The organism is Pelagicoccus enzymogenes, assembly GCF_014803405.1.
Taxonomy (GTDB): Bacteria; Verrucomicrobiota; Verrucomicrobiia; order Opitutales; family Opitutaceae; genus Pelagicoccus; species Pelagicoccus enzymogenes.
Genome location: NZ_JACYFG010000057.1, coordinates 35,050 through 49,779 on the forward strand (window position 1 = coordinate 35,050; position 14,730 = coordinate 49,779).

The 14,730-nt window shown below is 57.0% G+C and carries 12 protein-coding genes; 7 read left to right on the forward strand and 5 right to left on the reverse strand.

What is annotated here, in order from left to right:
• Positions 1 to 19 precede the first annotated feature (19 nt).
• The 6 genes from rpoD (at position 20) to IEN85_RS22495 (ending at position 6,722) form a co-directional block, all read left to right on the forward strand.
• Positions 20 to 1,750 carry an RNA polymerase sigma factor RpoD gene (rpoD, locus tag IEN85_RS24840; protein ID WP_191619361.1) on the forward strand — a complete coding sequence of 577 codons (1,731 nt, stop codon included), beginning with the start codon at positions 20 to 22 and terminating at the stop codon, positions 1,748 to 1,750.
• A 72-nt stretch (positions 1,751 to 1,822) separates the two neighbouring features.
• A complete protein-coding gene (locus IEN85_RS22475; protein WP_191619362.1) occupies positions 1,823 to 2,080 on the forward strand; it encodes a Sec-independent protein translocase subunit TatA/TatB in 258 nt (85 codons plus the stop codon).
• Positions 2,081 to 2,318: 238 nt separating this feature from the next.
• The gene (locus IEN85_RS22480; protein WP_191619363.1) at positions 2,319 to 3,350 is read left to right on the forward strand and encodes a rod shape-determining protein; all 1,032 of its coding nucleotides are present in this window, start codon (positions 2,319 to 2,321) and stop codon (positions 3,348 to 3,350) included.
• A gap of 53 nt (positions 3,351 to 3,403) precedes the next feature.
• Complete coding sequence (mreC, locus tag IEN85_RS22485) at positions 3,404 to 4,240, forward strand: rod shape-determining protein MreC (protein ID WP_191619364.1); 837 nt, start codon at positions 3,404 to 3,406, stop codon at positions 4,238 to 4,240.
• Positions 4,237 to 4,773, forward strand: coding sequence for a hypothetical protein (locus IEN85_RS22490; protein WP_191619365.1), 537 nt, complete (start codon positions 4,237 to 4,239; stop codon positions 4,771 to 4,773). Before mreC ends, IEN85_RS22490 begins: the two co-directional genes overlap by 4 nt.
• The gene (locus IEN85_RS22495; RefSeq protein ID WP_191619366.1) at positions 4,770 to 6,722 is read left to right on the forward strand and encodes a penicillin-binding transpeptidase domain-containing protein; all 1,953 of its coding nucleotides are present in this window, start codon (positions 4,770 to 4,772) and stop codon (positions 6,720 to 6,722) included. The genes IEN85_RS22490 and IEN85_RS22495 overlap by 4 nt, the downstream gene beginning before the upstream one ends.
• Here the strand turns inward: IEN85_RS22495 and IEN85_RS22500 are convergent.
• The 4 genes from IEN85_RS22500 to IEN85_RS22515 form a co-directional block, all read right to left on the reverse strand.
• The gene (locus IEN85_RS22500; protein WP_191619367.1) at positions 6,697 to 8,901 is read right to left on the reverse strand and encodes a transglutaminase TgpA family protein; all 2,205 of its coding nucleotides are present in this window, start codon (positions 8,899 to 8,901) and stop codon (positions 6,697 to 6,699) included. The two genes, IEN85_RS22495 and IEN85_RS22500, sit on opposite strands and share 26 nt — an antisense overlap.
• Positions 8,876 to 10,006: a DUF58 domain-containing protein gene (locus tag IEN85_RS22505; RefSeq protein ID WP_191619368.1), complete on the reverse strand. Its 1,131-nt coding sequence runs from the start codon at positions 10,004 to 10,006 to the stop codon at positions 8,876 to 8,878. The genes IEN85_RS22500 and IEN85_RS22505 overlap by 26 nt, the downstream gene beginning before the upstream one ends.
• A 12-nt stretch (positions 10,007 to 10,018) precedes the next feature.
• Entirely contained in the window at positions 10,019 to 10,993 is a 975-nt protein-coding gene (locus IEN85_RS22510; RefSeq protein ID WP_191619369.1) for an AAA family ATPase, read from the reverse strand.
• 168 nt (positions 10,994 to 11,161) lie between these two features.
• Positions 11,162 to 11,860 (reverse strand): MTAP family purine nucleoside phosphorylase, encoded by a 699-nt coding sequence (locus tag IEN85_RS22515; RefSeq protein ID WP_191619370.1) that lies wholly within the window; start codon positions 11,858 to 11,860, stop codon positions 11,162 to 11,164.
• Positions 11,861 to 12,032: 172 nt separating this feature from the next.
• On the opposite strand from IEN85_RS22515, the gene eno reads away from it, so the two are divergent.
• Positions 12,033 to 13,322: a phosphopyruvate hydratase gene (gene eno / locus IEN85_RS22520; protein ID WP_191619371.1), complete on the forward strand. Its 1,290-nt coding sequence runs from the start codon at positions 12,033 to 12,035 to the stop codon at positions 13,320 to 13,322.
• A gap of 120 nt (positions 13,323 to 13,442) precedes the next feature.
• Here eno and IEN85_RS22525 read toward each other — a convergent pair whose 3' ends face one another.
• Positions 13,443 to 14,675, reverse strand: a complete 1,233-nt coding sequence (locus tag IEN85_RS22525; RefSeq protein WP_191617113.1) for an IS481 family transposase — start codon at positions 14,673 to 14,675, stop codon at positions 13,443 to 13,445.
• Positions 14,676 to 14,730: the final 55 nt, after the last annotated feature.

Sequence of the window (14,730 nt, forward strand, 5' to 3'; positions counted from 1 at the left end):
ACAGCACCAGACTCAGAACATGCCACGCAAGAAGAAAAGCGAAGAAGAGAAGAAGCCTAGCCTTAGCAAGCATCAGGTCAACGAGCGCATCCGCTACCTGATCCGCCAGTCCAAGGAACAGGGCTACCTCACGCACGGCGACATCAACGAAGCTCTCCCCGAGGGGGTCGATAGTCAGGACGACATCGACAACGTAATCTCCATCCTGCAAAACCTAGAGATCGACATTCTCGATCCGGAGGAGGTGGACAACTTCAAGGCCAAGCAAGAGGAGGCCGAAGAAGAACAGACCAAGACCAGCCAGCACGATATCCTGGACGACCCCGTTCGCATGTACCTCAAGCAGATGGGCCAGGTTCCGCTGCTGACACGCGAACAGGAAGTCGAAATTTCCAAGCGTATCGAAAACGCCGAGCAAAAGGCGCAGGAAGAACTCTTTTCCGTCGCCATGATGGCCGAGTTCACCATCGACCTCGCGGAAAAGCTGCTCAATCGCGAGGAACGCTTCGACCGCATCGTTATCGACAAAAAGATCGAGAACCGCGAAACCTTCTTCAACGACCTCCCCGTCCACGTCGAAAAGAGCCAGAAGACCTACAGCCGCATGATGGCGAGCTGGGAAGAGCTCCAGGAAGAAAGCGATCCCGAGCAAAAGAAGAAAATCCGCTCCCGCTTCCGCAAGCAGGAGAACACCTTGCGGGCCTTCTTCCCGAAGTTTTTCTTTAAGCTAAAGGTTTTCGAAGAGTACATCGACGAAACCATCAGCAAGGACCTCAGCCGCATCAACGCGATCTACCGCAAGCTCGAACGAGCCAAGAAGCCGAAGACGACCGCGGATACCCTCATCAAGACCGAGCCCTTGCTCGAGGAGCTAGAGGCCTACCACAACACCTACCGCCTCGAGCCGGACAAGCTGGTCGACCTCATCGCCAACGTGCGCAAGCACCTCAAGGCAGCCCACAAGGCCAAGACCGAGATGGTCGAAGCCAACCTGCGCCTTGTGATCTCGATCGCCAAGAAATACACCAACCGCGGCCTCTCCTTCCTCGACCTAATCCAAGAAGGAAACATGGGCCTGATGAAGGCGGTGGAAAAGTTCGAGTACCGCCGCGGCTACAAGTTCTCCACCTACGCGACTTGGTGGATCCGCCAAGCGATCACCCGCTCCATCGCGGACCAAGCCCGCACCATCCGCATCCCGGTCCACATGATCGAAACCTTGAACAAGGTGATGCAGGTGCAAAAGCAGCTCCTCCAAGAGTACGGCCACGAGCCCACTCCTGAAGAGGTAGCGGAAGAAATGGCCCTGCCTGTCGAACGCGTGCAGACCATCATGAAGATGGCCCAGCAACCCATCAGCTTGCAAAGCCCAGTCGGCGACGGCGACGACACCAACTTCGGTGACTTCATCGAGGATAAGTCCGCGGAAAACCCCTACGATCAAACCGCTTTCAGCCTGCTGCGCGAGAAGATCATCGACGTTCTTGACTCGCTCACCGAGCGCGAACGCCGCGTGCTTTCGCTGCGCTTCGGGCTGGTCGACGGCTACAGCCGCACCCTCGAAGAAGTCGGAAAACAGTTCAAGGTCACTCGCGAGCGTATTCGACAGATCGAGGCCAAGGCCCTCCGCAAGATGCGCCACCCAACCCGTATCCGCCAACTGCACGGCTTCTTCGAAAACGAGCAGTTCGACGGCCCCAATACCTTCCTTTCCGGAGCCGAAGAGGGCGGCAAGGAAGAAAAGAAGTAGCCAGCTTCCCCACCAGCTCGCCTCGGAAATTGGCTTTACACCGACGAGCGCTAACGATTCAACCACATCTAGATGCAAGCAAGTAACGCAGTCCTCGGATTCATGAACATGGGATGGCCCGAAATCACGATCGTCATCGTGATCTTCATCCTGCTCTTCGGAGCAAAAAAGCTCCCCGAACTCGCCCGCGGGGTGGGCAAGTCCATCAAGGAATTCAAGAAGGCCACCAGCAACATCGAGGAAGAGGTTCGCAACGCGATCGAAGAGGAGCCTAAGTCGAGCGCTCCCAAGCCTACCGTCGAGAAGGAGAAATCTTCCGCCGAAAAGTAGAGCCGCCAAATCGTCTCCGTATCTTAACTACGCTTTCAAGCCAGTCGACCTCGGGCCGACTGGCTTTTTTTTGATCCGCAAAACAAGTTTTCCCTACTCCCTTGGATCTCTTGACCTTCTACAAGGTCCTCCCCATCCACTCTCAAATAAAAGGTTTAACTGACAAAAATGCATTTGCCTAGGGCCGCGTTTAAACACTTGCTTCGAAAGGTCCTTTTATTGAGCATCTTAGCTATCCATGTGGCGTAATCTTCTCGGTCTCTTCTCCAACGACATCGGCATCGACTTAGGAACGGCGAACACCCTGGTCTACTCCAAAGACAAAGGTATCGTTCTCCGGGAGCCGAGCGTGGTCGCGATCCACAGCGCCACCCGTCGCGTGTTGGCCGTTGGTAACGAAGCGAAAAAGATGTTGGGCCGTACTCCGGGCAACATAACCGCCATCCGCCCCATGAAGGACGGCGTGATCGCCGACTTCGATATCACGGAAGCCATGCTGCGCTACTTCATCAAGAAAGTGCAGACTGCTAAGATCATTCCCCCGCGCGTCGTCATCGCGATCCCATCGGGTATCACCGAAGTGGAAAAGCGGGCCGTGAAAGAATCCGCCACCCACGCTGGCGCTCGGGAAGTGATGCTGCTCGAAGAACCGATGGCTGCCGCCATCGGCGTCGGCCTGCCCGTCGAAGAGCCGGCCGCCAACATGATCGTGGACATTGGCGGCGGTACCACCGAAGTCGCCATCATCTCCCTTGCCGGCGTTGTCTACGCCAAGAGCATCCGCGTCGGGGGCGACGAGCTGGATGCCGCTATCATCAACTACATGAAGCGAGCCTACAACCTCCTCATCGGTGAGCGTACCGGTGAAGAGATCAAGCTACGTATCGGCTCCGCAAATACTCTCGACGAGGAAATGACCATCGAGGTCAAGGGCCGCGACTCCGTAGCAGGTCTGCCTAAGACCATCATGATTTCCTCCCAGGAAATCCGGGAAGCCTTGGCCGACACCGTCAGCGCCATCGTCGAGGCCGTCCGTAGCGCTCTGGAACGCTGCCCTCCAGAGCTTTCCGCCGACTTGGTCGATCGCGGTTTCGTGCTCGCCGGTGGTGGCGCCTTGCTACGCGGAATCGACCGCTTGCTCTGCGATCGTACCGGCCTTCCCGTCACCATAGCCGACGATCCGCTCTCCGCGGTGGCCAACGGAACCGGCGCCGTCCTCGCGGAACTCAACGACTTGCTCCCTTACGTCACCAGCAATGCCAAGGACTAGGGCAGCAGCGACCCATCCCATAACTCGGTTCCCCGAAAGCTAAGGATTGAGCCTTGTACAGAAAGCGACTCGGTCAATTCAAGCCCCTCATCGTCCTTGGAGTCGCAACCATGGCTTGGTTGACGCTTCCCGTCGTCTTCAAGTCTTTCGCAAAGACGAGCTTCTACGAGTTTCAGGCCCCCGTCTCCTTAACCAGCTCCTACGTGCGCGACCTGCAGGACTTTTGGGCTGCTCGCACGAAATCCAAGAACGAGCTCTACGAAGCCGGCCAAGGTCTCGCGCGCCTCAACGCCGCCTACGAACTGACGGCGCTTGAAAACAATACCTTGAAGGACGAGATCGCTCGCCTCGAAGACCTGCTGCAACTCCCTTCCCGTCCTGATTACCAGTACGAGATCGCTCGGGTGGTGGAGCGTGACTTCAATGCCTGGTGGCAACGCATCATCATTCGCAAAGGCCGAGACTACGGAATTCCCGTCGGAGCTCCAGTGGTCTTCGTCGGTGGCGTGGTAGGCCGCGTGAGCGAGGTGCACGCCTACACCTCGACCGTCGACATCATCAGCAACAACCACTTGCGGCTCGCCGTCGTCATCGAAGGTGACAATCGCCCTCTTAGCTACCGAGGTGGCGGTGCCGAAACCTTCGCCACTCCCGTCGGTATTGCTGAGTTCATTCCCGTCGACATCCAAATTGCGGATACAGAAAACCTTCCCACCCTCGTGACTTCAGGAATGGGAGGCGTCTATCCCGCCGGCATTCGGGTCGGAGAAATTCGACGTCTCAAGCAAGGCGCCGGCGGAATGTTCTACGACGGCGAGGTCGTGCTCGACGAACGGCTCGCCTCGCTCACCGAAGTCGCCGTCATGATACAAATCCCGCCAGAGCAATGATCAGCTTCTCGAACAACCGATGGTTGCTGGTTGCGCTAGGGCATTACATCACCCTGTTTTTCCTGTCCCAGGCGAATCACTACCTTTCATCATCCGGTATCCAGGTTTTTGCCTTGGGAATGCTAATCTCCTTCAGCGCGCTGGAACTCAACTACAAGCAGGGCCTGCTTTCCATAGCTCCGGTTACCCTTACGATCGACAGCAAGCTGCCGCTGCCCTTCGGCTTCACCTTTATTGCCAGTATCACCCTATTCACGATCGCTCACGTACTGCGTTCGAGGGTTCGCCGCGAGATCACTGCATCGGCCTTGGCAACGTCCGTTCTGCTCAATCTCGCGTCCTTCGGAGCCTATACTTTCGGAGCCATTCGCTACCTTGGCGGCGAAGCGATTCATTTTGGACCACTCGCCCTGAACCTTTTGGCCAGCACGCTTGTCATTCTAGCCCTCAACCGGATTTTCTTCGATACGCAAATCGGAGTCCTATCCATTTTCGGAATCAACCTAGCAGAGGAGCAACGCGAAGCGCGATGAAAGCAGAGGAAAAGATGAAGTACCAGGGGCGCCTGCTGCTCTTCTACGCCCTGCTCGGCCTTATGATCGCCACGCTGCTTGTCGGAGTGGGCTATCGCCAGCTCATAGAGACCGATGAATTCTCGGAGCGGGTGAAAGTGCAAAACCACCGCCGCATCGTCACCCCCGCTCCCCGTGGCAACATCTACGATCGAGAGGGTCGACTGTTGGTCGGAAACAAGCCGAAGTTCTCCGCTGTCGTCTATCTCTCGGACGCAGGCGTGCGCAAAGCCTTCCGCAACGAGTACCGTATCCTCGTGCGCGACTATCGAGAACGCCACGAAGACTACAAAACAGGCCGACTGCAAAAGCAGGCTCGAGCCAACGTAATCCAGACCTATCTGGACGACGTAAACCGCATGCTGGGACGCGACGACAAGGTAAACGTCGAAAAAGTATCAACCCACCTCAACTACAACCCGCTGCTTCCCTTTCCCATCATAGACGACCTAACCCGCGAAGAGTTCGCGGTCCTTCTGGAATCTCTCCCCGTCCAGTCACCTGTCCAAGTCTACGTTTCCAACCAACGAAACTATCCGTACGAATCGACTGCGTCCCATACGCTTGGATATGTTTCCTCTACCGTCCTGACGCCTGACGAAGGCCTTCCCGGCGAGGACCTGACCACCTTTGCGGAAAAAGGAACTTTCGGACGTTCCGGCGTGGAAAAGCAATTTGACGACGTCTTGCAAGGCGAAATGGGCATGGAGATTTGGGTGGTCGACCCCTACGGCTTCCAGGTGGAGAGCCAAGAGCGTCGCTACCCGACCAAAGGCAACGACATCCAACTTTCCTTGGACATCGACATCCAAAACGCTGCCGAGGAGGCCTTCAAATACACCGATTCGAGCGACAACGAAGAGAAAGAAAACATCGGAGCCGCGGTGATGCTCGACGCCAATACGCTAGAAGTCTTGGCCATGGTCAGCAAACCCGACTACGACCTCAACGACACCACCCCCTTCATCAGCACCGCAACTTATGAGAAGATGAAGGAAAACAGCGGCCTGCAGAACCGTGCCATCCAAGGCGTCTACCCTCCGGGCTCGCCATTCAAGCTACTCACTTCCGCAGCAGCACTGAAGGCGAACATCATAACCGCAGAAACCGAACACTATTGCCCTGGCTATTATCGCTTCTCAAGCGGAGCTGTGCAACGCTGCTGGAAACGCTCTGGACACCAAGAGGAAATCCTTTGGGAGGCAGTGCGTGACAGTTGCAACGTCTACTTCTACCTCACCGGACTCGACACGGGCGTCGATATCATCAGCAACGAAGCCACTTATTGGGGACTTTCCAATCGCACCGGCATCGACTTGCCTCACGAAACGAGCTCGATGCGAGTCGGCACGAAAGAGTACAAACGAAAAATCACCGGCCAAGGTTGGTACGCCGGCGACGACACCAACCTTGCCATCGGACAAGGCTTCACTCGCGTCACCCCTCTGCAAATGGCAGTCTTCGCCGCCAGCGTTGGTCGCAACGAGATCGTAACCAAACCCAGCATTTTGCGGCTCAGCCCCCAACAGGTTGCTCAGCGCCCACCGCCTAAGCCGACTGGGCTCACTGCGGAACAACACCAGATCTTGGTGGACGGGATGATCGCCTCCGCCCAAATGGGAAGCAGCAAGCGAATCCGCGTAGACGGCCTCTCCATCGCCGCCAAAACAGGCACCGCAGAGGTCGCCAAGGACGGAGGCAAGATCGAACTCGCCTGGATCGTGGCCTTTGCCCCGGTCGAAAACCCACAGGTTTCGCTCGCCGTCATCATCGAAGGACAAGAGCTAAATGTGGACTTCTTCGGTGGCGTCCACGCCGCTCCCATCGCTCACGCGATGCTCAAGGCATACGTTGAGAAGCACCCCGACGCCCTCACGCCTCCTCCTACCGCAAGCGTCGCGCTTCCCTGAATACAAGGCGGGCGTTTGGCCAACTTTCCTTCGCCCCAAAGCGCAGGCGCTGCAAATCGGCAATCACTCTAGAGAATCGTTCAGTGTCCCGATAGTCCCGCTCCGAAATACGAACGAGCAACTTGCTTGCCTTGCGGCGAATCGGATCTCCTCGCCTAAACGGAGCCAACACCAACTCCCTGACGTTAAGCGTCATGTTGCGCTGAATCATGAAGGCAGCCGCCAGGATGATGCCTAGGAAGACCATATATAGGATTCGCCAGAATCCCCAAGGCGAAGTCACCCAAAAGTACATGTAGTCACCCGTATTTTTGGCCCAACGCTCCGCCACAGAAACATAAGCGAGGAAAAAGTCCTTCAACTGAATCGCCGCTTCCTTCTGAGCCGCTTCGTCGAAATTGACGATCCGGCGATACCAGAGCAGGCGCAGGCTGTCCAGGAAGGCCGAGGAATCCGCCTCGCCATAGCGTTGGCTTACGAGTTCCGTCATCGGGTTGATGGCCGGAGTCTCCGAACCAGGAGTTGGGTCAACCCGTATCCACCGTCCAACTCCATCGTAAATCTCAGCCCAAGCGTGAGCATCGGCGTTTCTTACCATAAAGTACTTTTCGTAAGGATTCCATGTACCACCTTTGAATCCCACTACCACGCGAGCGGGATAGCCCGCCGCTCGGGCGGTCAAAACGAAAGAGGACGCGAAGAACTCGCAATGCCCCGGCAGGTCCGAACTAAACCAACGCGCAACTGGGTCCTCCATCTCCTGCACCTGAGGGAGCGTGACCGACATAGAATAGCTATGCTGCTTCCAAAGGTAACCGACCGCCCTACGAGCAAAATCCAGAGGAGGTAGACGCTCCCCTCCCAGAATTTCATTCGCCGCCGCCCTGAATATTGCAGTCGCCGGCTGTTCCTCAGGCAGAGAAAGCAAGGTTTCCGGATACTTGATCCGGCTCCGCTGAGGTTCGTCCACAAAGGAATCTGTCAGGAACTTTGGATACGAATTCGCTGGAACATCCGGAACAGACCCAGAGAAATCGACCGCTTCCAGCTGGTAGGAAACCATCTTGGAATTCGTTTCCTTCAAGGCCACCGAGTGCATGTGAGGATCGATCGCAATGTCCGTGAGGCTCGCTACCGTCATGTGTTTGAACGTTCCCAATATAGGAAGATAACGACTTACCTCCGGTTCTAGAAAGAAGGTCCAACGATCGCGGTCTTGCGTGGAAGGAGTCTGGGCAATGCGCCGGTCTGGCCAATAGCGGACGGAATGGTAAGGCGATGCGAGCGGACTCTTCTGCAGGGCGCTTAAGCTTTCGGAAAGCTTGAAAGATCCGCTCTTGTATTCATCCAACGCCAACATTCTCCAATAGGGAGTCAAAGGCACCGAGGCATCCGCTGGAACATCCACTCGCAAGGCTACGCTGTCGTCGTTCTTGATATCCGTCACCTCTCCCAACTGGATGCTATCGCTGAAACCAGACAAGGACTCCTTCGACTTCATCTTGAAGAGGCTAACCTTGTCTTCGATGTCGATTCGCGGAATTGCGATAAAAACGATGGCTGCGACAAAAAGCATCGACGCAAACATCGATGTTCCAAGAAACAAGAACCGGGTAGAGAGAACGGAGCCCAAAGCTCGCAGAAAATTCATCTCATGCGTTTTGCGCATGCCTTCCAGCATTTCGTAGTCGCCTTCCGCCTTCGTCTCGATCGAGGTATTGATCAACAAGTAGAAGATAGCTAAGGCAGAAAATAGTAGTAGTTGCAACCCAAATACAAGCGTCGCCGTCAAGATACCTGTCATGATGATCAAGAACAGGCACAGGAGCGCTAGCTGCATTTCCTCGCGGCGCTTGTTGTGATTCAAGCAGCGAAACAGAATCAGCCATGTATTCAGGTCAAGCAAAGCGGGGATCGTATCTTTGGCAAGCACGTCGATCAAGACGAGCGGCACGATTGCTATAGCATATCCCTTCCAAACGATTTGCGGCACGCGGGCGATCCATGAGGGCTTGATCAGCGCCAGAGCCACTACCGAACTGGCGATGATGGCAGGGATCTTGTTGTGGCCGCTTATGTTGAACAACGTCGTGATACACACCAGCCCCATCAAGGCGCCGAGCATCCATTTCAGAGCGAGAAGATCCTCTAGACTATGCCTGTCCGATTTGGATTTCATTCACGTACGCACCAACGCTTCCGCCTTTTATTGGCTGGAAGCAGATTCGGTTGATTCCTCCGCTCTCCTTGTATCCATGCTCTAACTCTCCTGGCTGCAGCTCCGACAAGGCGTCGAAAAAACCTTCCAGGTCCGCAACTCGTTGAATCCGAAGGCTGGGTCCCCCTACGATGAGGCATGAGTCCAGCTTTCCCTCAAGGAACAGGTCTTCCGCTAAACTCGAGGCAAAGGAACACATCTTTTCGAAGGACTCCTCGTCCTTCCACAGAAAGGAAGCAGGATCCACCACAATATCCAGAAGCGACTGCGTTTCGGTCGCGTTCTGCTTCACGATCAACCGTCCTTGTTTCGCGGATACCTTCCAATGGATGGAACGCTGGGCATCGCCCTTTTCATAGTGCCGCAAACCAATCAACTCTCCTGAAATGCCCTGTTTCTTGCTGCTTTTTCCTTGCAGCAATCCCGAAACCTCCGGGTTTCGATAGCGCGTGTAAGAGATGCGCCTGGGCCATACCCTGATTTCTGATTCGCACTCACCGGGAAGGAACTTGGAGAGAAAGCCAAAGGGAAAACTGGAAACCGCGTTCTCAATCACGATCTTGGTTTTCATGCGGCGAACGGGCTTGAAACGCCAGACCAGCGTCGTCTCCTCTCCGGGATCCAAGCGTTGCTTCATGTACAGGCGACGCTTCTCGTCGGTCGCTTCCGTGGTCAGCCCGAAGGAAACGCAAAACAAGGGGAATCGCTGCCGCGCATTCTCTAAAACGACTTTGGCCTGCCCTTCTTCTCCAACGCGAAAGGTGGAACTCGTCTCCAGCCTCCAGCGCGCGCAAAGCAAATTTCCCCAGCACACCACCCCGCTCATGATAAGGGCAGCGATCAACAAGGCCAAGGCAGCAAACAAGATGTTGTTAACCGTGTTGTAGGCCGCCAAGCCGATCGTCAGGCCGATGAAGATGAGCAGCATGCCCGAACCTGTCGGAATCACCTTGTGCCCTTTGGGCGGGACCACTTGCTCGATCAACTTTCGCAGCAGGGATCCCCGACGGTTCGCCACCGCTGGGCCCTTCCAGTCAAATCGCTCTTCTGCTACCGGAGCTGCCATCGGCTCGCTTCCTTACTTGGGTTGCGGAATCGCGTTGAGCAAACGTGCCAGGATTCCTTCCACCATGCGTCGCTCCTCCAAGGCGTCCGAAGAAGGACGGCGCAGGTTGAGGCGATGCCCCATCACGGATTGAGCCACCTGCAAAACGTCCTCCGGAATCACAAAATCGCGACCGAGGTAGAGCGCCCGGGCCTGCGACGCCACCTTGAGGGCGATCCCCCCGCGGACGCTGATGCCGGCCTTGAATTCGCTTTCCGTACGGGTCGCGGTGATGAGCTTGAGCATGTACTCCAAGATGGAGTGCTCGATAAATACCTTCTTCACGGTGGCCTGCATGACTTCGATCGCCGCCGGTTCCACCGCGTCTTCCACCACCATCTCGTCGTAACTGGGATTGCCGTCGGCCAAGATCTGCAGCTCGCTCGCCGGGTCGGGATAGCCCATCTGCAAACGCATCAGAAAGCGGTCCATCTGGCTCTCGGGCAGCGGAAATGTGCCCTCGTAGTCGACCGGATTTTGCGTGGCGATCACCATGAAGGGGTTGCCCACTTCGTAGGTGCTGCCGTCAACCGTTACCTTCCCGTGGTCCATCACCTCCAAAAGGCTTGACTGTGTCTTGGGCGTGGCGCGGTTGATTTCGTCCGCCAAGACGATATTGGAAAAGATGGGTCCCGGCTTGAAGTGGAACTCGCGATCGCGCTCGTCGTAGATCGAGACGCCCGTCACGTCCGTCGGCAACATGTCGCTGGTGAACTGGATGCGCTTGAACTCGGTATCCATGGCCTTCGCCAAGCAATAGGCCAAAGTCGTTTTACCCACCCCTGGCAAGTCCTCGATCAAAACGTGCCCACCGGCCGCTAAGCAAATAAGCGCTTGATCGATAACGTCTTCCTTTCCCTTGATCCGGACGAGCATGGCGTCGCGCAAGCGACTAAGGGTCGTGCGAGACTCGCTAAGGGCGTTGGCAGGAAGAAATTCGCTCATCATAAGATCTTAGGAAGTAACAGTTTAGCTAAAGTGGTTCGAACCTCCTCTTTATCGACAATCGAAAGCCCAAATTTACCGAAGACTGAGGGGAATTCCGCAACCATGACCAACACGCAAGCCTTGGCTCCAGCGCTCTCATCCATCCTTCGAAGTCAAGGGAAGAAGACCCTAAGAGCAATCGCTCAAATAGTCCACCACGTCCGCAAGGAATTGGTTGATCGTGTCCTGGTTTTTCGCAACCAGGGCCTGGAACGCCTCCATCGAGAGTTCGCTGGACCTGACGCCGTGGGCAAAGTTGTCGACCATGCAAAAGGGCGTCAGCTCCAGTCCACGCTCCAAAATCAGGTCCGCCTCGTTGGCGAACGTCATACCTACCACATCGCCTCCCAGCACTTGGATCGCCCGCACCTCCGCTCTTGTCTCGAAGCGAGGCCCCCGCGTCTGCATGTAGACCTTGCCCCTAACAATCGGCAATTCCGTGCAGGCGGCAATCCCATCCAGATGAGGATTGCCGATGACTGGAGCGAAAGCGCTCATCCGGTCGTCAACAAAGGTCTTCGGCGCGAAACTCATGTAGTCCTCGCACGAAACGAGACTTCCCGGCGGAATCTCCTCCCGCACCGAGCCCACCGAGCTCAGCGTAACCACAGACGTCACCCCCAACTGGCAAAGAGCCTCGACGTTGGCCCGATAGTTGATCGCGTGCGGCGGCAGGGCATGCTCGAAGCCGTGGCGGTTCATAGCCACCAGATTGCCCTGCTCCTTTACGAGTATCTCCCCATGCAACGTCTCCAGCCGATGCTCTCGCCAGCCCGCAAAGGTATCCGCCCGTTCAATGCTGGTTCCACTAATGATTGCAATCTTCATGGCTTATCGAACTAGCTCCCCCAAAGCCCGCTTTCAAACCCCGAAAATGCAAAATCTCCGACACACGCGATTGTTGCGTTCCCCAGCCTTGCATTTCCCCGAAGCCCGGTCATAAGTTCCAGCCCTTCGTCGGGACCTACCCGCGGAAAATCGTTAAATATCACAAAAGAAAATGACGACTGATATCATAGACATCAACGCACGCGAGATCCTCGACTCACGCGGCAACCCAACAGTCGAAGTCGACGTAATACTCGCTTCTGGAATCATCGGCCGCGCAGCCGTACCATCGGGAGCCAGCACCGGCGAGCACGAAGCACTCGAGCTCCGCGACGGAGACAAGGGTCGCTACCTCGGCAAGGGCGTCAGCAAGGCCGTTGACAACATCCACGAGCTCATCCTTCCAGAAATCGAAGGCATGGACGCTTGCGACCAGGTCGCCATCGACAAGGCCATGCTCGAGCTCGACGGCACCAAGACTAAGAGCAAGCTCGGAGCCAACGCCATCCTCGGCGTGTCCCTCGCAGTCGCCAAGGCCGCTGCTCAAGCTTCCGGACTCGAACTTTACCAGTACATCGGCGGACCAAACGCCAAGACCCTGCCCGTTCCGATGATGAACATCATCAACGGCGGTTCCCACTCCGACGCTCCTATCGCCTTCCAGGAATTCATGATCCGTCCCGTGGGCGCTCCTTCCTTCAAGGAAGGCCTCCGCATGGGCGCTGAAGTTTTCCACGCCCTCAAGGCAATCTTCAAGAAGCGCGGGCTATCCACGGCAGTGGGTGACGAAGGCGGTTTCGCCCCTACCCTCGACGGCACCGAAGACGCCCTCGACTCCATCCTCCAAGCCATCAAGGACGCCGGCTACAAGCCAGGTCGCAAGGAAGACGGCGGCGACGTATCCATCGCCCTCGACTGCGCTTCTTCCGAGTTCTTCAAGGACGGCCTCTACGACTACACCAAGTTCGAAGGCGAAGGAGCTGCCAAACGCAACTCCGACGAGCAAGCAGCATACCTCAAGGAACTCTGCGACAAGTACCCGATCGACTCCATCGAAGACGGCATGGACGAAAACGACTGGGATGGCTGGGTAGCCGTAACCAAGCTCATCGGCGACTCCGTACAGCTCGTGGGTGACGACCTTTTCGTAACCAACGTCGACTATCTCTCCAAGGGCATCAAGCTCGGCGCCGGCAACTCCATCCTCATCAAGGTCAACCAAATCGGTACCCTCACCGAGACCCTCGACGCCATCGAGATGGCTCACCGCGCCGGCTACACTTCCGTTACTTCCCACCGTTCCGGTGAAACGGAAGACGCGACCATCGCCGACCTCGCCGTTGCCACAAACTCCGGCCAGATCAAGACAGGTTCGCTCAGCCGCTCCGACCGTATCGCCAAGTACAACCAGCTCCTCCGCATCGAAGAGCAGCTCGGCGAAAACGCTCGCTACGGCATCTAGTCCGTAGTCGCCGTTTCACTACGCGAAACCTTTCCAAGGCCCGACGCTCCCGCGTCGGGCCTTTTTCGTATTTGTAGGGCTGCCGCTCGCTGTTTAGCGCAAGGACATAGTTAACACATGTTAAGGTACATGGTTAACGCTTTTCAGGTGGGCTTCTTGCTCCCCCTGGACGCCTAGGCGTCCAGGGGGAGCAAGAAGCGCGTTGTAGTTGTTTCTAGGCTTGGTCGCGCGGCTCAGGTCGATCATCCCCAAGCTTTTCCAGCAGTAGAAAACTTCCCAGCGAAGATCGTCGAACTGGTTTATCGCCACGCTTTCCCCGATGAAGGCCCTTCCGATGAAGAAGCTGCGTCCCTTGAACATCAGGTCGCCTTTGCTCTTCACCTTGCGCACCTGCTCGGCCTCGCCGTAGAAGCTCAGGCAGTGGGGTATGGTCGCGGGCAAGGCTCGCTCCGAGGCGCGGTAGCGGTCGGCGGGGCAGTCGAGATCGAGCGAGCGGTGCGGGCGGACGTGGTTGTAGGTCTCGCGAAACCGGGCGAACTCCCGGTCGCAATGCTCGAGGTCGCGCCACAGCGTGGTCCTGCCCAGCAGCTCGTGCTTGAGGGTCTGGTGGAAGCGTTCCTCCTTGCCTTGCGTCTGGGGGTGCAGGGGGCGGCCGTGGATCGTCTCCACCCCCAGGCGCAGCAGCCAGGCCTCCAGCTCGCTGGCCGCCCCGAACCCCCGCCCCCAGGGCGAACCGTTGTCGCAGAGGATGGCCCAAGGCAGCCCGTACTTGCCGAAGCATGACAGCAGGCATTCCTGCACCGTGGAGGTCCTCTCGTCCTCGCAGGCCTTGAGGATGAGGTTGAAGCGGGAGTGGTCGTCGCAGGCGGTGAGCGGGTGGCAGCGCTTCGACCCGGCCATCTCGAAGTGCCCCTTGAAGTCCATCTGCCAAAGCTCGTTGGGCTGCGAACGCTCGAAGCTCCTGGGCGCCACGCACGGGCGAGAGCCTTGGCCGAGCAAGCCGGCGCGGCGGATGATGTTGTGCACGGTGGTCGCCGAGGGAAGCTCCTTTTCCCCGGCGTTTTGCAGCAGGCGGCGCAGCTTGCGCGCTCCCCAGCAGTCGTGCTTGCGGCGAAGCTCCAAGACCTTCCTCTCCACCTCGGGGCAGCTCTTGTTGGGCTGCCCCGCCGGCCGACGCGAGCGGTCCTCCAGACCAGGCAAGCCTTCCTTGCGGTAGCGCTCCAGCCACTTGTAGGCAGTCGGCGGGCTTATGCCGAAACGGCGGATCAGCTCGCGTTTGTTCGCTCCAGGCTTCGATGCCAGGAAGACGAAATCTCTTCTTTGGGTTATCTTATCGGTCTCCATCCACGGCATACAGAAGTGTTAACCATGTCTGTTAACACCTGTTAACCATGTATCTTGACCAGAC

Coding starts and splice junctions, on each gene's coding strand:
- IEN85_RS22495 (WP_191619366.1), top strand. CDS start 4,770: ATGAAAGCAGAGGAAAAGATGAAGTACCAGGGGCGCCTGCTGCTCTTC.
- IEN85_RS22475 (WP_191619362.1), top strand. CDS start 1,823: ATGCAAGCAAGTAACGCAGTCCTCGGATTCATGAACATGGGATGGCCC.
- rpoD (WP_191619361.1), top strand. CDS start 20: ATGCCACGCAAGAAGAAAAGCGAAGAAGAGAAGAAGCCTAGCCTTAGC.
- IEN85_RS22505 (WP_191619368.1), bottom strand. CDS start 10,006: ATGGCAGCTCCGGTAGCAGAAGAGCGATTTGACTGGAAGGGCCCAGCG.
- IEN85_RS22500 (WP_191619367.1), bottom strand. CDS start 8,901: ATGAAATCCAAATCGGACAGGCATAGTCTAGAGGATCTTCTCGCTCTG.
- eno (WP_191619371.1), top strand. CDS start 12,033: ATGACGACTGATATCATAGACATCAACGCACGCGAGATCCTCGACTCA.
- IEN85_RS22480 (WP_191619363.1), top strand. CDS start 2,319: ATGTGGCGTAATCTTCTCGGTCTCTTCTCCAACGACATCGGCATCGAC.
- IEN85_RS22510 (WP_191619369.1), bottom strand. CDS start 10,993: ATGATGAGCGAATTTCTTCCTGCCAACGCCCTTAGCGAGTCTCGCACG.
- IEN85_RS22525 (WP_191617113.1), bottom strand. CDS start 14,675: ATGCCGTGGATGGAGACCGATAAGATAACCCAAAGAAGAGATTTCGTC.
- IEN85_RS22490 (WP_191619365.1), top strand. CDS start 4,237: ATGATCAGCTTCTCGAACAACCGATGGTTGCTGGTTGCGCTAGGGCAT.
- IEN85_RS22515 (WP_191619370.1), bottom strand. CDS start 11,860: ATGAAGATTGCAATCATTAGTGGAACCAGCATTGAACGGGCGGATACC.